Annotated in this window: 15 protein-coding genes and 1 pseudogene; 5 read left to right on the forward strand and 11 right to left on the reverse strand. The window is 65.2% G+C overall.

Annotated elements, in window-relative coordinates; genetic code table 11:
• Positions 1 to 83 precede the first annotated feature (83 nt).
• The 4 genes from XcodCFBP4690_RS16415 to grxD all read right to left on the reverse strand — a co-directional run bounded on the left by XcodCFBP4690_RS16415 (position 84) and on the right by grxD (position 5,624).
• Positions 84 to 3,329: a TonB-dependent receptor gene (locus XcodCFBP4690_RS16415; protein ID WP_104542536.1), complete on the reverse strand. Its 3,246-nt coding sequence runs from the start codon at positions 3,327 to 3,329 to the stop codon at positions 84 to 86.
• Between the two features lie 641 nt (positions 3,330 to 3,970).
• The gene (locus XcodCFBP4690_RS16420) at positions 3,971 to 4,570 is read right to left on the reverse strand and encodes a YhgN family NAAT transporter (protein ID WP_039407493.1); all 600 of its coding nucleotides are present in this window, start codon (positions 4,568 to 4,570) and stop codon (positions 3,971 to 3,973) included.
• Positions 4,567 to 5,307 carry an SDR family NAD(P)-dependent oxidoreductase gene (locus tag XcodCFBP4690_RS16425; RefSeq protein ID WP_104542538.1) on the reverse strand — a complete coding sequence of 247 codons (741 nt, stop codon included), beginning with the start codon at positions 5,305 to 5,307 and terminating at the stop codon, positions 4,567 to 4,569. The genes XcodCFBP4690_RS16420 and XcodCFBP4690_RS16425 overlap by 4 nt, the downstream gene beginning before the upstream one ends.
• Positions 5,304 to 5,624: a Grx4 family monothiol glutaredoxin gene (gene grxD, locus XcodCFBP4690_RS16430; RefSeq protein WP_104542540.1), complete on the reverse strand. Its 321-nt coding sequence runs from the start codon at positions 5,622 to 5,624 to the stop codon at positions 5,304 to 5,306. Before grxD ends, XcodCFBP4690_RS16425 begins: the two co-directional genes overlap by 4 nt.
• A gap of 120 nt (positions 5,625 to 5,744) precedes the next feature.
• Between grxD and XcodCFBP4690_RS16435 the strand changes: the two genes are divergently transcribed.
• A complete protein-coding gene (locus XcodCFBP4690_RS16435; RefSeq protein WP_104542542.1) occupies positions 5,745 to 6,323 on the forward strand; it encodes a superoxide dismutase in 579 nt (192 codons plus the stop codon).
• 144 nt (positions 6,324 to 6,467) lie between these two features.
• On the opposite strand, the gene XcodCFBP4690_RS16440 is transcribed toward XcodCFBP4690_RS16435, so the two are convergent.
• Positions 6,468 to 7,613, reverse strand: coding sequence for a 5-(carboxyamino)imidazole ribonucleotide synthase (locus tag XcodCFBP4690_RS16440; protein WP_104542544.1), 1,146 nt, complete (start codon positions 7,611 to 7,613; stop codon positions 6,468 to 6,470).
• The gene (gene purE / locus XcodCFBP4690_RS16445) at positions 7,610 to 8,113 is read right to left on the reverse strand and encodes a 5-(carboxyamino)imidazole ribonucleotide mutase (protein ID WP_104542546.1); all 504 of its coding nucleotides are present in this window, start codon (positions 8,111 to 8,113) and stop codon (positions 7,610 to 7,612) included. Before purE ends, XcodCFBP4690_RS16440 begins: the two co-directional genes overlap by 4 nt.
• 58 nt (positions 8,114 to 8,171) lie before the next feature.
• On the opposite strand from purE, the gene XcodCFBP4690_RS16450 reads away from it, so the two are divergent.
• The 4 genes and pseudogenes from XcodCFBP4690_RS16450 to XcodCFBP4690_RS22505 all read left to right on the forward strand — a co-directional run bounded on the left by XcodCFBP4690_RS16450 (position 8,172) and on the right by XcodCFBP4690_RS22505 (position 10,772).
• On the forward strand, positions 8,172 to 8,441 hold the full coding sequence (locus tag XcodCFBP4690_RS16450) for a Trm112 family protein (RefSeq protein ID WP_104542548.1): 270 nt from the start codon (positions 8,172 to 8,174) through the stop codon (positions 8,439 to 8,441).
• A gap of 8 nt (positions 8,442 to 8,449) precedes the next feature.
• A complete protein-coding gene (gene nadC / locus XcodCFBP4690_RS16455) occupies positions 8,450 to 9,322 on the forward strand; it encodes a carboxylating nicotinate-nucleotide diphosphorylase (RefSeq protein WP_104542600.1) in 873 nt (290 codons plus the stop codon).
• Positions 9,323 to 9,385: 63 nt separating this feature from the next.
• Positions 9,386 to 10,437, forward strand: a pseudogene (locus tag XcodCFBP4690_RS16460) (DUF2272 domain-containing protein).
• Between the two features lie 110 nt (positions 10,438 to 10,547).
• Positions 10,548 to 10,772 carry a hypothetical protein gene (locus tag XcodCFBP4690_RS22505; RefSeq protein WP_146091927.1) on the forward strand — a complete coding sequence of 75 codons (225 nt, stop codon included), beginning with the start codon at positions 10,548 to 10,550 and terminating at the stop codon, positions 10,770 to 10,772.
• Between the two features lie 13 nt (positions 10,773 to 10,785).
• On the opposite strand, the gene pnp is transcribed toward XcodCFBP4690_RS22505, so the two are convergent.
• The 5 genes from pnp to infB all read right to left on the reverse strand — a co-directional run bounded on the left by pnp (position 10,786) and on the right by infB (position 17,712).
• Positions 10,786 to 12,900, reverse strand: coding sequence for a polyribonucleotide nucleotidyltransferase (gene pnp, locus XcodCFBP4690_RS16465; protein ID WP_104542550.1), 2,115 nt, complete (start codon positions 12,898 to 12,900; stop codon positions 10,786 to 10,788).
• Positions 12,901 to 13,067: 167 nt separating this feature from the next.
• Complete coding sequence (gene rpsO, locus XcodCFBP4690_RS16470) at positions 13,068 to 13,328, reverse strand: 30S ribosomal protein S15 (protein WP_003485583.1); 261 nt, start codon at positions 13,326 to 13,328, stop codon at positions 13,068 to 13,070.
• Positions 13,329 to 13,484: 156 nt separating this feature from the next.
• On the reverse strand, positions 13,485 to 14,411 hold the full coding sequence (gene truB, locus XcodCFBP4690_RS16475) for a tRNA pseudouridine(55) synthase TruB (RefSeq protein ID WP_104542552.1): 927 nt from the start codon (positions 14,409 to 14,411) through the stop codon (positions 13,485 to 13,487).
• 80 nt (positions 14,412 to 14,491) lie between these two features.
• Positions 14,492 to 14,884, reverse strand: coding sequence for a 30S ribosome-binding factor RbfA (rbfA, locus tag XcodCFBP4690_RS16480; protein WP_104542554.1), 393 nt, complete (start codon positions 14,882 to 14,884; stop codon positions 14,492 to 14,494).
• A gap of 116 nt (positions 14,885 to 15,000) precedes the next feature.
• The gene (infB, locus tag XcodCFBP4690_RS16485) at positions 15,001 to 17,712 is read right to left on the reverse strand and encodes a translation initiation factor IF-2 (RefSeq protein ID WP_167394674.1); all 2,712 of its coding nucleotides are present in this window, start codon (positions 17,710 to 17,712) and stop codon (positions 15,001 to 15,003) included.
• Positions 17,713 to 17,764 lie beyond the last annotated feature (52 nt).

The following is a 17,764-nucleotide window of genomic DNA, read 5'->3' on the forward strand; positions in this document are numbered from 1 at the left end:
GGACTTTAGCGCACTCACGCGCCCAAAAGAAAACGGCCGGGTTGCCCCGGCCGTTTCCGCAACACATGCCACGCTAACCGCGATCAGAACTGGTAGCGGAAACCCAGCTGCAGCGCCCAGCGGGAGATGCCGCGATCGTCGTAGATCGTGGACTGGTCCGGTGTATTGAAGCGGTACACGTACTTGCCGCTGGCCGCGTCGACACCGCCGTACTCAACGATGCCGCGCATGCCTGGGAAGCCATATTCGTCGACACGGCCCCACTTCTTGTTGAGCAGGTTGCCGACGTTCATGACGTCCAGCCAGATGGAGGCCTTGTTGTCCTTGAAGAAGCCAGGAATTTCCTGCTCGATATGCAGATCGAACTGGTTGATCCAGGAGTTGCGTGCGCCATTACGCTCGGCAACCTGACCACGACGGGCGGCCAGATACTCGTTGCCTTCGATGTAGTTCCAGAACGCCTGTTCTTCTGCCGCGGTACCGAACAGCACATCGCCGCGACCGGCCGGGATGTACAGCAGGTCGTTCAAGCGACCATCGCCATTGGCGTCGTTGTCGAACGCATAGCTGTACGGGCGACCGTTACGACCCTGGTAGATCAGGCCGACCTTGGTCTCGTAATCGCCGAAAAACGCATGCTTCCAGTTCAAGGTACCGAGGATGCTGTTCTTGACTTCGTACGCGGCGGTCGAGGCGACATTCTCGTTAGCCTGGAACACCGCATTGTTGCCCAGCTGCGACCCGGAGGTCGAACTGGTCAGACCACTGACTTCATCGGCGTCGGTGTAGGTGTAGTACAGGCCCCACGACCAGTCACCACCATTGAAGGGCTTGTTCAGGCCGATGGTGAAGCTCTCGCTACCGCCCTTGTCGGTCGGACGCGCGATGATCGCATCGTTGAAGCGCGGATCGCGCGAGCCGCGCGCATCGACCACCGAAGCGGTGCCACGCACACATGCCGCCGGAGCGCCTGCACCGGTCGGGTTGCGACCATCGACCAGCCAGCAGGCCGGATTCAGGCCAGGAGTATTCCAGTACAGATTACGACCATCCTGACCCACGCGGCTGGTATTGCCCAGATTGAGCTGCTGGTAGTAGATCGCCTCGTTGACCTTGGTCACCACCGCCTCGGCAGATGCCACGATGCCGTACCAGGGCAGCTCGGTATCGAATGCCAGGTTGGCCTTCCATACAGACGGCTGACCCAGCTTGCTGTCGACGAAATCGACGGACTGCGTAGCGCCATTCAACGAACCATTACCGATCGGCTGATTGTTGATGTCAGGCGTGAAGCGAATGCCGTTGGTGTTTACCAGCGTCTGACTGGAGAAGTTGTAATCGGTATACGCCAGACCGGTGTTGGAGTACGGGTTGGACAACCACACGGTTGCCGCGGCGCCCTGGAACAGGCCCACGCCGCCACGCAGCTGGGTGGGGCGATCGCTGTTGAAGGTGTAGTTGAAGCCGAAGCGCGGCTCGAACAGGCCATTGCCGTCGATGGTCTGGTCGTTACGGAAGCCGAACAGCGTCGATGCAGTGGCGTTGTAGGCAGGGCTGTTCTTGACCATCGGCTCGTCGTAACGCACGCCGAACGTCAACGTCAGGTTGTTGTTGACCGCCCAGGTATCCTGCAAGAACACGCCGACATTGCGCATGCCCCAATCCGCGGCGATATCGTCGATGTTGCCGCTATTGGAACGCGAGTAGCGGTAGTTCAGCGGGCGATTGGCCGCATAGTCGGCGATCGAGTTAAACGTGTAAGAACCGAAGACACGCTGACCGAACAGGTTGAACAGGTCGTTGTCTTCGTAATCGAAGCCGAACTTGACGGTATGGTCGTTCAAGAACAGCGTGCCTGCGAAGAACGCATTCCAGGTCTCGGTGCGCAGCTCGTTGGCCTGGGTGCTCTGCTCGGTGCCCAGATTGACGGTGTTGTTGCCAATACGCACGGCCACCGCAGGCAGCTGAGACGCGGCAGTGCGCACTGCCGAATAATCGCGATACGACACCTTGGCTTCAGTCGAGAAGGTATCGGTCCAGTCGCTGAACAGCTGCGCCGTATAGGTCTTGAGGCTGAAGTCACGCACGTAATGGAAGGAGTTAAGCGACAGCGCCTGATTGCCGAAGCCGTTGAGGTTGGCGGTGCTCTGCTCGCTCTCGCCGTAGCGCAGCGAGGCGCGGTGCTTGTCGGAGATATTCCAGTCGAGCTTGAAGCCCTTTTCTTCGGAGTCCGAATCCAGTGCCGGCAGCGCCAGGGTTCCCGGATCGAACCCATAGATGTTGCGCGAGATGTCGATGATCCGATCGACGTCCGCCTGCTGGATCTGCACGATGTTGCTTGCGCCCGACCCGATCGGGCCGTAGCCGGAGGCGCCGGTGAACACGCCCTTGCCCTTGTACTTCTCGTAGTTGGCGAAGAAGAACAGCTTGTCCTTGATGACCGGGCCGCCCAGGGTCAGACCGTAGGTGGTTTCGTTATCGAACAGCTGCGGACGGATATCGTTCTGATTCTTGCCCGACCAGTCGTTCTCACGGTAGGTGCCGTAGACCGAACCGTGGAATTCATTGGTACCGGACTTGGTGACCGCGTTGATCACGCCGCCGGTCGCGCCGGTGATGGTGACGTCGTAATTGGCGACGTCGACGGAGATTTCGTCGATGACGTCCATCGAGAACGGCTGACGCGGGGTCGGCAAGCCGTTAGATTCCAGGCCGAAGGCGTCGTTGGTGCTGATGCCGTCCACGCGGATCAGGTTGAAGCGCGGATTCTGGCCGCCCACCGAGATCTCGTTACGTGCTTTGTCGGTCTGCGCCACGCGCGGATCCAGGCGCACATAGTCCTGCAGGTTGCGGTTGATCGAGGGCAGCGATTCGATCTGCTCGCGGGTCACGTTGGTACCGGTGCCCATCTTGTTGGCGCTGAACAGCGCCGAGCCGTAATCGCCACCGATCGCCTGCACCGCACCCAGCGTGGTCACATCACCGCCCAGCGAAGCATCGACGCTGTTGACCTGATTGAGGTTCAGGTACACGCCCTCTTCGGTCTTGGTGCCTTCGCCCGACTTGGTGATGGTGATGGTGTACGGGCCACCCACACGCAGGCCGCGCGCGTTATAGCGTCCGCTGGCATCGGTGGTGGCGCGGCTGACCGTCCCGGACTCCACGTGCGTGATGGTGACTTCGGCGTTCGGGACGGGCTGGCCGCCACTGCCGGTCACCAGGCCGGCAACGCCAGCCGAGGTGCTTTGCGCAAACACAGGAGCGGCGGCGAGCGCGGCGACAAGGCCAAGCGTGAGCTTGGACATGCGGAGACAACGTGGGTGGGTCATTTCGGTGGCCTCGATACAGGTTGGGCAGTGACAAAAAGCGCAGTCAGCCCAACCGTTCCCGGGGTTGGGCTGCCGATGATCTGGGGTCCCTCGCCGCGCGGCTGGTTGCCGCCGCAACGGTTAACAACAGATTAACACGCTAAAGCCTGATTGTGACGGCGGCGTGACAAAGTTCGCACAGTGCAACATGAACTGCACATGCGGCTCCGTAGACGCCAGATTGCGCAAGGTCGCACCGAGAGCGCGATGCAGGTCTCGACTTCCGGCCGTTCTGCCGGGTGGACGCGGGAAAGGGTCTCTCCAGTGTTTCGGTGCGCTGATCTGGCGACCAGGAAGCTGTCCCGATTGTGACAAGCCGCCTGGACCTGGCTTGGCAACCTTCCGCATGCGTGGAGCTCGCACTGCTCGACAAGAGTCCGGGGGACGCATTGTCGATGCGTGCGCCCTTTATCGCCCCGCCACCGCCGGTTGGGCCAGACAGCGCACTATTGCTCTCTCCGGACAGACTCGCCATCAAGGCGCTCGCGGCGCACAAGGCATGGCAATCGAATGCGTCCGAGCAGCGCCATGCCTTCCCCAGCGCATCTACATCCCCAGAGCGCCCGCATCCAGATGTGCGACGCCCCTACTCCATCAGCGCCTTAAATCGACACCGGTAACTTGAAATACGTCCCCAGGCCATCCAGGAACATCTGCACCGAGATCGCCACCAGCAACATGCCCATCAGGCGTTCGACCGCGGTGAGTGCGCGGTGACCCAGCAGCTTGTACAGCAGCGGTGCGGAAGCCAGGATCGAGGAGGCGCCGATCCAGGCGATCATCAGCGCCAGGCTCCAGTCCCACAGCCGGGTGGGCTCGTTGCTGCCCATCAGCATCACCGCCGCCATGCCCGAGGGACCGGCCACCAGCGGGATGGCCAGCGGCACGATGAAGGGCTCTCCATCGGGAATCTCGCCCATCAGGCCTTCCGGCCGCGGAAAGATCATGCGGATACCGATCAGGAACAGCACGATGCCGCCGGCGATCGCCACCGACTCCTGGCGCAGGTGCATCAGCTCCAGCGCGTACTTGCCACCCCATAGGAAGGCCATCAGCACGCACAGGGCGATCAGCAGTTCGCGCGCCAGCACGAAGCGTTGTCGCTTGGGCGGCAGCGGTTTGAGCACGCTGAGAAACACCGGGATGTTGCCCAACGGGTCGAGGATCAGGAACAGCAGCAGGGCTGCCGACAGAATGGTCATACCGAAGGGCTCCAGATCGCACCGCGGTGCGGAGCACCTGCCATGGACAACAAGGTGACGCAGGCAGCGGCATAGCGCGCGGGGTCGGCTGCGTCGGCGTCTTCCTGATGGGTGAAGGCACGCGCGCGCAGGGCGGTGCGCATGGGGCCCGGCTGCAGGCCATGGAGACGCACCGGGCCAGCGGCGGTTTCGTGATGCAGGCTGGCGAGCAGACCACGCTGCGCATGCTGGGCGGCGCCATAGGCGCCCCAATAGGCCTGGCCGACACGCGCCGGGTCGTCCACGACCAAGACCACCGCCGCGTCGTGCTGCTGACGCAGCAGCGGCAGGCAGGCCTGGGTGAGCCAGGCGCGCGCGGTGAGGTTGACATGGATGCTGCGGGCGAAGGCATCGGGCGCCGCCAGCTCGGCCGGCGTCAGCCCGGCGAAGTCGGCTGCACAATGCAGCACGCCGGACACCCCTCCCAGCTCGGCGTGCAGGCGCTGCGCGAGCGCGGCATAGTCGTCCGGCGTGGCGCCGGCCAGGTCCAGCGGATACAGCAAGGGCTCGACGCCCAGCGCGGCGACCGTGTCGTAGACGCGTTCGAGCGGGCGCACCTTGCGCCCCAGCAGCACCACCGTGGCACCGGCCTGTGCGCACGCCCGCGCCGCGGCGCTGCCCAGCCCGCCGGCCGCGCCGGTGATCAGCACCACGCGCCCGGTCAGGCCGGCCGAAGCGGCGGACTGCGCTGCACTCACGGCTGGTAGGCCTCGCTGACGATGCGCTTGAGTTCGCCGGCTTCGAACAGTTCCAGCGTGATGTCGCAGCCTCCGATCAACTCGCCGTGGATGAACAACTGCGGGAAGGTGGGCCAGTTGGAATAGCGCGGCAGGTTGGCGCGTATTTCTGGCTCTTCCAGTACGTTGACCGTGCGCAGCTGGTCGGCGCCGGCGGCCACCAGGGCCTGCACCGCGCGACTGGAAAAACCGCACATCGGGTATTGCGGGGTGCCCTTCATGAACAGCACGATCGGGTGCTGCTCGACTTCGGCCTGGATCCGTTCCATCACCGGCATTGAACTCTCCTGACTGGGAGCGGCAGGCCCGACCGCCGGGTCGGATAGACTTCCGCAAAGGCGCGCATTGTAAGCCTTCACGCGACCTGCCGCCGGACTCCCTTCGCTGCCCTGCACACCATGCCGATCGAACACCTTGCCCTGCCCTACTCCCGCGCGGCCCTGGAGCCGCATCTATCGGCCGCGACGCTGCAAGCCCACCATGATGTGTGCCACCGCAGCGAGGTCGAGCAACTCAACGCCCGTATCGAAGGCAGCGAGTTCGCCGAGCTGACCCTGGACGAGATCATCGGGCAGGCGCAGGGCAGCCTGTTCCATCTTGCAGCACAGGTGTGGAACCACAATTTCTATTGGCAGTGCCTGCGCCCGCGCGGCGGTGGCGAACCGCTGGGCAGGCTGGCCGAGCGCATCGGCAAATCGTTCGGCGATTTCGCGCATTTCAAGCAGGAATTCAACCGCGTGGCGCTAGGCACCTTCGGCTCGGGCTGGGTCTGGCTGGTGCAACGCCCGGACGGCACCCTGGCCATCGTCGCCACGCCCAATGCGTCCACTCCATTGACCGGACCGGACACGCCGCTGCTCGCCTGCGACATCTGGGAACACGCGTATTACCTGGATTACCAGCAGGACCGCGCGCAGTACCTGGACGCGTTCTGGAAGCTGATCAACTGGGATTTCGTGGCCAGCCGATTGGGTTGAGCTGAGCTGACCATCGAAGCGGCAACCGAACCGGTTCCCGCGTGCGGCGCAGCCCATGCGCGTCAGCAGCGCACACCCTCGCCTGCGAGCCATCCCCCACACCGCTTGGCTGGTGCGCCGCGGCGCAGGCGGCAGCGCGATCACTCAACCTTCCTGCAGACGCCCGACAACCGGCGCGACCTGCGCAGTGCGCCGCAATGCCTTGCCCGCCTGCGCCAATGCAGCCGCCAGCGCCTGCGGCGTATCCGCACGCACGGTGGCATGCCCCACCTTGCGGCCTTCGCGCGCCTGCTTGCCGTAGTCGTGCCAGTGGGCACCCGGCACGGCCAGGAACGCGCCCGCCTCGGGCATGCTGCCCAGCCAGTTCAGCATGCAGGCATGCCCTCGCATCGCCGTGCTGCCCAATGGCAGGCCAAGCACCGCACGCAGATGATTTTCGAACTGCGAAGTCTCGGCGCCTTCGATGGTCCAGTGGCCGGAGTTGTGCACGCGCGGGGCGATCTCGTTGGCAAGCAGTTCGCCATCGCGCACGAACAGCTCCAGCGCGAACACGCCCACGTAGTCCAGCGCCTGGGCGATTGCGCGCGCATGCGTTTCGGCCAGCGCCTGCATGGCGGCATCCACCCTGGCCGGTGCCAGGCTCGCCGACAGCACGCCATCCACATGCCAGTTCTCGGTCAGCGGCCAGGCGCGGAATTCGCCGTCGCGACCACGCACCGCCACCACGCTGACTTCGCGCTGGAACGGCACGAAGGCTTCGAGAATCAGCCCAACCTTCTGCGCCTGCGCGCCGAGCGCGTCCCAGGCGGCATCGGCATCGGCAAGCGTCCTGATGCGGTACTGGCCCTTGCCGTCGTAGCCGAAGCGGCGGGTCTTGAGCACGCAGGGCGCACCAATATGCGCCAGCGCGGCATCCAGGCCGGCACGATCGTCGATTGCAGCGAACTCTGGCACCGGGATGCTGAGCTCGCGAAACAGGGTCTTTTCGCTGAGCCGGTCCTGCGCGACCGCCAACGCCTGCGGTCGCGGAAACACCGGCAGCTGCGCGGCCAGATGCTGCGCGCTGGCCGCCGGTACGTTCTCGAAATCGAAGGTGATCACCTCCGCCTGCGCGGCGAAGGCCGCAAGCGCTGCGGTATCGTCGAACCCACCAACCTGCAGGGGCGCCAACTGTCCTGCGCAGGCATCGGCGGCCGGGTCGAACACCGCAACGCGCAGGCCCAGCGGCGCACCGGCCAGCACCAGCATGCGCGCCAGCTGGCCGCCGCCCAGAATGCCGACCATGGTCATTGGCGCGGGTCGTCGCTGGCCATGACATCGTCGGTCTGCCTGGCGCGGAACTGCGCCAGCGCGTCGCCGATCTGTACTTGCTCGGGCGCCAGCATGGCCGCCGCGAACAAGGCCGCGTTTGCGGCGCCGGCGTTGCCGATCGCAAACGTCGCCACCGGGATGCCGGCCGGCATCTGCACGATCGACAGCAGCGAATCCATGCCGTTGAGCGCCTTGGACTGCACCGGCACGCCCAGTACGGGCACTGCGGTCTTGGCCGCTAGCATGCCCGGCAGGTGCGCCGCGCCGCCGGCGCCGGCAATGATCGCGCGCAGGCCGCGCGCACCAGCCTGCTCGGCGTAGGTGAACAGCACATCCGGCGTGCGGTGCGCCGAGACCACCTTGACTTCGTAGGGCACGCCCAGCGCATCGAGCTTCTGAGCCGCGTGTTGCATGGTCTCCCAGTCCGAACGGGAGCCCATCACGATGCCGACCAGCGGCGCGGAGTGGTTGGAGGTCATGGCCCTGCCCTGCGGTAAAGACGTATTCTAGCCAATCTCCACGCAAGACAAGACTTCGATGGATCGCAAACTGCTCGACCTGCTGTGCTCGCCCGACACCCGCCAGCCGCTTTCGCTGCTGGATGGCAAGGGGCTGGACGCACTCAACACCGCCATCGCAGGCGGAACCCTGCAGCGCGCCGATGGCAGCGCGCAGTCGCAGCCGCTGCGCGAGGCGTTGATCACCCGCGACCGCAAGCAGATCTTCCGCGTCGACGACGGCATCCCGGTATTGCTGGCCGAAGAGGCCATCGCCACCGCGCAGATCGCCGACTTCCCCGAAAAGTGAGTTCGCCCGTGCGTACCAGCGCGCCAGAGGCGCCCCCGGCGGCCGTGATCGACGCCGATGTGGCGCGCGCGCTGGCCGAGGATATCGGCAGCGGCGACGTCACCGCCGCATTATTGCCCGACCAGGCCGACAGCGCCTATCTGCTGTGCAAGCAGGAGGCGGTGATCGCCGGTCGCCCCTGGTTCGATGCCACCCACCGCGCGCTCGATCCGCACGTGCGCATCGACTGGCACGTCCACGAAGGCCAGCGCGTGAGCGCCGGCACCGTGCTGGCCATCCTGCAGGGCCGCAGCCGCAGCCTGGTCAGCGCCGAGCGCACCTCGCTGAATTTCCTGCAGACGCTTTCGGCCACCGCCACCACGACCGCAGCCTATGTTGCCGCAGTGGCCGGCACCGGCACGCGCATCCTGGATACGCGCAAGACCCTGCCGGGCCTGCGCGCGGCGCAGAAGTACGCGGTGCGTTGCGGCGGCGGCGACAATCACCGCATCGGCCTGTTCGACACGGTGATGCTGAAGGAAAACCACATCCGCGCCGCCGGCTCGCTGAGCGCGGCGGTGCACGCGGCACGTGCGCAACAGCCGCAGTTGCCGCTGGTGGTGGAAGTGGAAACGCTGGAGCAGCTGCGCGAAGCCTTGCAGGTGGGCTGCACGCGCATCCTCATCGATGATTTCGATCCGGCCATGCGGCGCGCTGCCGTGCAGCTGGTGGCTGCGCTACCGCACCAACAGCGCATCCCGCTGGAAGTCTCCGGCAGCGTGGATCTGGCAGGCATCCGCGCCATCGCGCAAGACGGTGTGGACTGCATTTCCATCGGCGGGTTGACCAAGCACGTGCAGGCGGTGGACCTGTCGCTCAAGCTCGGGCCGCCGCCGTACTGATTTCACGCCTGCACGCCGGCCGCTCTGGCAGCCTGCCACGATTGATTGCGTGCGGGATGTTCGATGACTGCAAGACCTTGGCCGTGGATCTGTCTGTTGCTTGCCGGATGGGGCAGCGCCGCTACCGCTGCCGAAGTGTGCGATGTGCCACCACGCTTCGGCACCAGCCCGGCAGCCATCGCCATCGTGCGCAGCGCCTGCAACGAACATCGTTTGTGGCAGCGTCCGTTTATCGATGCCAAGGGCCGGCTGGCCAGCCTGGGCGTGACCGAAGCCGAATCCGGTTATCTGGCCGACCACGGGGTGGTGGCCTGGCAGCGTGTTGCAGGCTACTGGCGCGATAGCGGCACGCTCGATTCGATGGGCGGGCGCCCTGGCGCATCCAGCTGCGCCGCACTGGACGGCACGCGCTACACCGCCAGCGATTGCCGTGCGTTCCTGATCGACAACCCATGGTCGGCCGCCTTCATCTCTTGGGTGATGACGCAGGCCGGGCTGAGCGGTTTCCATCGTTCGGCGCGTCATCTGGACTACATCCGCAGCGCCTACAACGACGGCGCCACCGGCCCCTATCGGTTCACCGACCCGGCCGTGGAAAAACCTGCGCCCGGCGACATGCTGTGCCTGCTGCGCGGGCGCAGCGTGGCGCTCGGCCACGCAGGCCTGAAAGCCGCGCTGGGCGGCAGCGCACCGATGCCTTGGCAATCGCATTGCGATGTGGTGATCGCCGCAAACGTGGGCGGCGATCGCACCCTGTATCTGATCGGCGGCAACGTGTTCAACACGGTGATGATGCGCAAGATGCCGCTGGACCGCGCCGGCCGCATCGTCCTGCCGACGCCGCAGTCGGACAGCAACCAGGATCAGAACGAGGACAGCCTGGGCATTGCCAGCGAATGCACGCCGGCCAAGGAAGAATTGTGCGATTTCAACCGACGCGATTGGGCGGCCTTGCTGAAGCTCAGGCCGGATGCGCCCATGATGGCGCCCACGCCAATCGAGGCAGTGCCCGCACCGCCTGCATCGCCGAGGAACAGGCAATGCCGCCAGGTTTTCCGCGTGTCGTGCCAGCACGCCCGGAGGCACAGCCGGCACCGACGCCACCGTCTGAATGACAGGCGGAAGCCACGTCCTGGGTGAGGGCGTGGCATGGCTGGGGCGGCGGCGAATCCGCCGTTGACTCGTCAGACCTTGCAGGACGCATGGTGGGTATTGAGGACGCTCGATGCCGATGCGCCCTCATCCGGCGCTGCGCGCCACCTTCTCCCATGCATGGGAGAAGGGACAAGCTCCCGGTTGCGGCGATGACCGGTGGCCGGCGCGCCCGTTGCGCCGCCCGATCGCACGCGCCTTTCTTGCCTGCATCCGGTTCGCTGTTTGCTGTTTGCTGTTTGCTGTTGCAAAAATCATCGGCAAAAAAAAAGCGGGCCGAAGCCCGCTTTATCAGTGAACTGCAGTGGCGATTACTCGGCCGAAGCCTGCACGCCCTCGCCTTCTTCCACTGCCTTGATCGACAGACGGATGCGGCCCTGCTTGTCCACTTCCAGCACCTTTACGCGGACCACGTCGCCTTCCTTCAGCTTGTCGCCGACCTTCTCCACGCGCTCGCTGGAGATCTGCGAGACGTGCACCAGGCCGTCCTTGCCCGGCAGGATGGTGACGAAGGCGCCGAAGTCCATGATCTTGGCGACCTTGCCTTCGTAGATGCGGCCCGGCTCCACGTCCGAGGTGATCTGCTCGATGCGCGACTTCGCCGCCTGCGCAGCGATCGCATTGACCGAGGCGATGATGATGGTGCCATCGTCCTGGATATCGATCTGGGTGCCGGTTTCCTTGGTGATCGCCTGGATGGTCGAGCCGCCCTTGCCAATCACTTCGCGGATCTTGTCCGGGTGGATCTTGATGGTCAGCAGACGCGGCGCGTAGTCGCTCAGCTCCTGACGCGGCGTGGTCAGTGCCTTGGACATCTCGCCCAGGATGTGCAGACGGCCGGCCTTGGCCTGCTGCAACGCCTGCTTCATGATCTCTTCGGTGATGCCTTCGATCTTGATGTCCATCTGCAGCGCGGACACGCCTTCGGCAGTACCAGCCACCTTGAAGTCCATGTCGCCCAGGTGATCTTCGTCACCCAGGATGTCCGACAGCACCACAAAGCGGTCGTCTTCCTTCACCAGGCCCATGGCGATACCCGCCACCGGCGCCTTGACCGGCACGCCGGCGTCCATCAGTGCCAGCGAGGAGCCGCACACCGAAGCCATCGACGAAGAACCGTTGGATTCGGTGATTTCCGAGACCACGCGAATGGTGTACGGGAATTCTTCCAGGCTCGGCATCACCGCGAGTACGCCGCGCTTGGCCAGACGGCCGTGGCCGATCTCGCGACGCTTCGGCGCACCGAAACGGCCACACTCGCCCACCGAGTACGGAGGGAAGTTGTAGTGGAACAGGAAGTTTTCCTTGTACTCGCCGCTGACCGCATCGATCACCTGGCCGTCGCGGGCGGTGCCCAGCGTGGTGACCACGATCGCCTGCGTCTCGCCGCGGGTGAACAGCGCCGAGCCATGAGTCCGCGGCAGCACGCCGGCCTGCACCGAGATCGGGCGCACGGTGTCCAGTGCACGGCCGTCGATACGCACCTTGGTGTCCAGCACCGAGTCGCGCATGGTGCGGTATTCCAGCTCGCCGAATTCCTTCGACAGCTCGGCGGTGTTCCAGCCTTCGGAAGCGACGCGGCCGGCCAGCGACTCCAGCACGTCCTTCTTGATGGCCGAGATGGCGTCGCGACGCTGCAGCTTGTCGCGCACCTGGAAGGCGCCAGCCAGCTGGGTGCCGACCGCTTCCTTCAGCGCGTTGATCAGCGCGGTGTTCTTGGCCGGGGCCACCCAGGTGCTGGGCTTGGTGCCGGCTTCGACGGTCAGCTCGTTGATCGCATTGATGACCTTCTGCATCTCGCGATGACCGAAGGTGACCGCGCCCAGCATCACTTCTTCCGACAGCAGCGCCGCTTCGGATTCCACCATCAGCACCGCATTGGCGGTACCGGCGACCACCAGCTCCAGCTGCGAATCCTTCAGGTCGGTGACGGTGGGGTTGAGAATGTATTCGCCGTTCTTGTAGCCCACCTTGGCGGCGCCGATCGGGCCGTTGAAGGGGGTACCGGCCAGCGACAACGCCGCCGATGCGCCGATCAGCGCGGCGATATCGCCGTCGATGTCCGGGTTCATCGACATCACGGTCGCGATGATCTGTACTTCGTTCTTGTAGTCCTCCGGGAACAGCGGACGGATCGGACGGTCGATCAGGCGCGAGATCAACGTCTCCTTCTCGGTCGCACGTCCTTCGCGCTTGAAGAAGCCGCCCGGGATGCGGCCGCCGGCATAGAACTTCTCCTGATAATCGACCGTCAGGGGAAAGAAGTCCTGCCCTTCGCGCGCGGTCTTTGCGGCGACGGCGGTGACCAGCAGTACGGTGTCGTCCATCTTGACGATGACGGCACCGCTCGCCTGGCGAGCGACTTCGCCCGTCTCCAGGGTGACGGTGTGCTTGCCGTACTGGAAGGTTTTGGTGATTTTTGCCACGGAGGTTTTTTCCTTAGGTGTAACTGTCTGCGTTGGACCGTCGTCGACCCATGCCGAGAACGGGCGGCCGGGAGGCTCCGGCCCTTGAAACTAACGGTGCAATGACATCTTGCGAAAGGCCAAAACAAAACCGCGGCGCATCGCTGCGCCGCGGCGGTAGGACTCGATCAGCGGCGCAGGCCGAGCTTCTCGATCAACGACTTGTAACGCTCGTTGTCCTTCTTCTTCAGGTAGTCGAGCAGGCTGCGGCGACGATTGACCATCTGCAGCAGACCACGACGGCTGTGGTGATCCTTCTTGTGGGTCTTGAAGTGACCGGTCAGCAGCTCGATGCGCGCGGTCAGCAGCGCGACCTGCACTTCCGGCGAACCGGTGTCCTGGGCGCTGCGCTTGTTGTCTTCAATAACTTTCTGGGTGTCGACGGACATGATGTGTTCTCGATAGATGCGTGGTCGACAGGAACGTGCATGACGCACCGTCGGACTCGCCGTTTGCTAGGAATGTGCGCGCTTGGCGCTGAGGTGCCCCGATCGGGGCCGCGAAATTGTACCGTTGCACAGCGCGGGGAACAAGTTGACTAAACCTTAACAACCCGGATCCCGGTTCAGTCCGTTGAACAAGCGCTGCGGCGACAGCCGCCCCTGCTCGTCCACCAGGCCTAGCCCCGAGGGCGTTCCGTCCGGGCCGAACACGGCGACCTGGCCGACCGGAAAGGCCTCGTCTCGCAGGCGCTGGCCCATCCGGAACCGGGTGGCGTGGACGTGGTCCAGGGTGATCTGCGCAAAATCAGCCAGCCCGGCCTCGATCGGGAGCAGCAACCGTTCTGCCGGCGTACCGGCCTCCAGCGCAGCGGCCAGGGACTCCAGCGTCATCATCTGCGGTGTGCGGAAGGGCTCCACCCACAACCGTCGCAACGAGGCGATATGGGCGCCGCAGCCCAGCGCCTCGCCCAGATCGCGGGCAAGGCTGCGGATGTAGGTGCCCGAGCCACAGGTCACCCGCAACTGCAGGCGCGGCGCCTGGTAGCCGATCAACTCGATGGCATGCACATCGACCTCGCGCACCGGCGCCTCGATCGCTTCACCGCGGCGCGCCTTGGCATACAACGGCTCGCCGCCCTGCTTGAGTGCCGAGTAGATCGGCGCCTGCTGCCGGATGCGGCCAGTCAATGGCAGCAGGGCAGCACGCAGCTGCGCCTGACTCAATTCCGGCACTACGCGTTCGCGCAACGGTTGACCGTCGGCATCGTCGGTGTCGGTGGTCACGCCCAGCACCACCTCGGCGTCGTAGGCCTTGGCTGCGCCCAGCAATAGTCCGGCGATCTTGGTGGCTTCGCCGAAGCACAGCGGCAGCAAACCGGTGGCCAGCGGATCCAGGCTGCCGGTGTGGCCACCCTTCTCTGCCCGCAATAGCCGGCGCGCGGCCTGCAAGGCGTTGTTGGAGCTGAGCCCGGCCGGCTTGTCCAGCAACAGGATGCCGTGCAACGGGCGATAGACGGTGCGGGGTTTCAAAGGATCGGTGCTCGAATCAGCGCATGACGCGCCTGCGAAAAATCAGGACCGCCGCGTGGGCGGCCCGTGCGACGCCGCGCTCAGCGCTGTTCGGCGTCGTCGTCGCTGGACGCGGCGTCGGGGCCGACATCGTCCAGGTCACGCAACAGGTTGTCGATGCGTTCCCCACGGTCGACCGAGTCGTCGTAGTGGAAATGCAGCTCGGGCACGTGACGCAGCTTCATCGCGCGCGCCAGTTGCGTGCGCAGCTGCCCGGCGATTTCCTTCAGCCCCTTGACCGCTTCGGCCGAGCGTTCCTGCTGCAGCGCGGTGACGAACACCTTGGCGTGCGCCAGGTCGCGGCTGATTTCGACATCGGACACGCTGACCGACGGCAGGCCGTGGTCGCGTACTGCCGCATGCACGATCGTGCCGAGGTCGCGACGCACCTGCGCGGAGACGCGGTCAGTGCGATGGAATGATTTGGTTGGCATGGCCTGGAACCTTTTGGTTCGGGACCGGGGACCGGAGATCGGGGACCCGGAAGAGCAAGAGCCTTCGCTTTCGCTTCTCCCGGGTCCCCGGTCCCGGGTCCCCGGTCCCGTCTTCGTTACAGCGTGCGCGCCACTTCGATACGCTCGAAGCACTCGATCTGGTCGCCGGCCTTGACGTCGTTGTAGGCCTTCACGCCGATACCGCACTCGGTACCGTTGCGCACTTCCTCGACGTTTTCCTTGAAGCGACGCAGCGATTCCAGCTCGCCCTCGAACACCACGACGCTGTCGCGGAGCACGCGGATCGGCTTGCTGCGCTTGACCACGCCTTCGACCACCATGCAGCCTGCGACCGCGCCGAACTTCGAGCTGCGGAACACATCGCGCACCTGCGCGATACCGATGATCTCTTCGCGGATCTCCACGCCGAGCAAGCCGGACGCCACCTGCTTCACCTGATCGATCACGTCATAGATGATCGAGAAGTAGCGCAGATCGATGCCGTTGGATTCGACGATCTTGCGTGCCGACGCATCGGCGCGCACGTTGAAGCCGATCACCGTGGCCTTGGAGGCCGCAGCCGAGTTGGCGTCCGATTCGGTGATGCCGCCCACGCCGGAGTGGATCACGTTGATGCGGATGTCGTCGTTGGACAAGGCGACCAGCGACTGCTTCAACGCCTCCACCGAGCCCTGCACGTCGGCCTTGATCACCAGGTTCAACACCTGCTGACCTTCGCCCTTGCCCATCTGGGCCAGGATGTCTTCCATACGGTTGGTGGCCGAGGCGACCAGACGCGATTCTCGGCGCTTGGTTTCGCGCTGCTGCGCCACGTCCTTGGCCAGACGCTCGTCGTCCACCACCACGAAGTCGTCGCCGGCTTCCGGCACCCCGGACAGGCCGAGCACCTGCACCGGAATCGACGGACCGGCCGATGCCGGCTGGTGGCCGGTTTCGTCGAACAGCGCACGCACGCGGCCATACTGGATGCCGCACACCAGGTAATCGCCACGCTTCAGCGCGCCCTGCTGCACCAGCACCGTGGCAACCGGGCCGCGGCCCTTGTCCAGCGAGGATTCGATGACGGTACCGCTGGCGCGGCCTTCGGCCACCGCCTTGAGTTCCAGCACTTCGGCCTGCAACGAGATCGCGTCCAGCAGCGTATCCACGCCGGTACCGAGCTTGGCCGACACTTCGATGAACTGGGTGTCGCCGCCGAATTCTTCGGCCACCACGTTTTCGGCCAGCAATTCGTTCTTGACCCGCAGCGGATCGGCGCCGGTCTTGTCGATCTTGTTCACCGCCACGATCAACGGAACACCCGCCGCCCTGGCGTGCGCCACCGCTTCCTTGGTCTGCGGCATGACGCCGTCATCGGCGGCAACCACCAGCACCACGATGTCGGTGATCTTGGCACCACGGGCACGCATCGAGGTAAACGCAGCATGGCCGGGCGTATCCAGGAAGCTGATGACGCCACGGCCGGTTTCGACGTGGTAGGCACCGATGTGCTGGGTGATGCCGCCGGCTTCGCCGGAGGCGATCTTGGTGCGACGGATGTAATCCAGCAGCGAGGTCTTGCCGTGATCGACGTGACCCATGATGGTCACCACCGGCGGACGCGGCGTGGCATCGCCCTGCGCGTCCTCGGCGTGCGCCAGCAGCGCATCCTCGAAGTCGGCATTGTCGGCGCGCACGGCCTTGTGGCCGAGTTCTTCGGTCACCAATGCAGCAGTATCGTGATCGATGGTCTGGGTGATGGTCGCCATGACGCCCATCTTGAACAGCGCCTTGACCACGTCGCCGCCCTTGAGCGCGAGCTTCTGCGCCAGGTCGGCCACGGTGATGGTCTCGCCGATCGCCACTTCACGTACCACCGGCGCGGTGGGGCGCTCGAACCCGTGCGGACCGCTGTTGGCCTGGTTGCCACCACGACCACCGTCGTTGCCACGACGCGACGACGACGAACCCGGGCGACCGGTCGGCTTGCCGCGCACGTTGGAACGGCGCGCACGGTCGGCCGCCGACAGATGCAGCTGACCAGCGAAACGCTTGGTCGCATCGTCGTCTTCGACGCCGGCCACCATGACGTGCGAACCGCGCGTCTTGTGCTTGGCCGCGTTGTTGCGATCGTCCGGACGTGCCGGCGTGGCCGGACGCGAAGCCGGCGACGCACCTGTAGGGCGAGCCGGACGCGGAGCGGAAGACGGCGACGACGGCGCACGTGCGGCGGGCGCCGCAGACGGCGTCGGCGCGGCAGCCACCGGGGCCGGCGCGCTGGCAGCCGCAGCGGCTTCCTCGGCAGCCTTGCGCTCGGCTTCTGCGCGGTCCTTTGCGGCCTGCTCCTCGTCGCGCTTGCGCTGGATCGCTTCATCGCGCACACGGTCGCTTTCGGCCAGGCGCTGCTGCTCGTCGAGGTTGCGCTTACGCGATTCCTCGAGCTTGCGCAGAATGTCGGCGCGCTCTTCGTCCGGCGTCATCGGCGCTGCGCGGCCGCTGCCTTCGTTCTCGGATTTCACGTAGGTGCGCTTCTGCCGCACTTCCACGTTGACCGTGGTCTTGGTGCGGCCGGCGTTGACCGTGACTTCCTGCAGCTTGCGCCGGTTGAGCGTGATCTTCTTGGCTGCTTCGCTCGCCGCTTCGGCCGGCGTGTCGGCCTTGCCATGCGTGCGGCGCAGGAAGCCAAGCAGTTTCATCTTCTCGGTGCTGGTCACGACCTGGTCGGGACCGCTGAACTTCATTCCGGCCTCGGCCAGTTGAACCAGCAGTTTATCGACCGGCGTATTGACCAGTTCGGCAAGCTTGCGGATGGTGGTTTGCTGCGACATTCGGATCCTATGATCTGGTTGGCGCCCCCTCGCCCAGAGCAAGGGATACGCT

Origin of the sequence: Xanthomonas codiaei (assembly GCF_002939785.1) — a bacterium.
GTDB lineage: Bacteria > Pseudomonadota > Gammaproteobacteria > Xanthomonadales > Xanthomonadaceae > Xanthomonas > Xanthomonas codiaei.

Excerpts from the sequence above, each read along its gene's own strand:
- grxD (WP_104542540.1), bottom strand. The coding sequence starts at position 5,624 with ATGCCGGTGATGGAACGGATCCAGGCCGAAGTCGAGCAGCACCCGATC.
- purE (WP_104542546.1), bottom strand. The coding sequence starts at position 8,113 with ATGACCTCCAACCACTCCGCGCCGCTGGTCGGCATCGTGATGGGCTCC.
- XcodCFBP4690_RS16440 (WP_104542544.1), bottom strand. The coding sequence starts at position 7,613 with ATGACCATGGTCGGCATTCTGGGCGGCGGCCAGCTGGCGCGCATGCTG.
- XcodCFBP4690_RS16450 (WP_104542548.1), top strand. The coding sequence starts at position 8,172 with ATGGATCGCAAACTGCTCGACCTGCTGTGCTCGCCCGACACCCGCCAG.
- XcodCFBP4690_RS16420 (WP_039407493.1), bottom strand. The coding sequence starts at position 4,570 with ATGACCATTCTGTCGGCAGCCCTGCTGCTGTTCCTGATCCTCGACCCG.
- rpsO (WP_003485583.1), bottom strand. The coding sequence starts at position 13,328 with ATGTCCGTCGACACCCAGAAAGTTATTGAAGACAACAAGCGCAGCGCC.
- rbfA (WP_104542554.1), bottom strand. The coding sequence starts at position 14,884 with ATGCCAACCAAATCATTCCATCGCACTGACCGCGTCTCCGCGCAGGTG.
- XcodCFBP4690_RS22505 (WP_146091927.1), top strand. The coding sequence starts at position 10,548 with ATGCCGATGCGCCCTCATCCGGCGCTGCGCGCCACCTTCTCCCATGCA.
- XcodCFBP4690_RS16415 (WP_104542536.1), bottom strand. The coding sequence starts at position 3,329 with ATGACCCACCCACGTTGTCTCCGCATGTCCAAGCTCACGCTTGGCCTT.
- XcodCFBP4690_RS16435 (WP_104542542.1), top strand. The coding sequence starts at position 5,745 with ATGCCGATCGAACACCTTGCCCTGCCCTACTCCCGCGCGGCCCTGGAG.
- infB (WP_167394674.1), bottom strand. The coding sequence starts at position 17,712 with ATGTCGCAGCAAACCACCATCCGCAAGCTTGCCGAACTGGTCAATACG.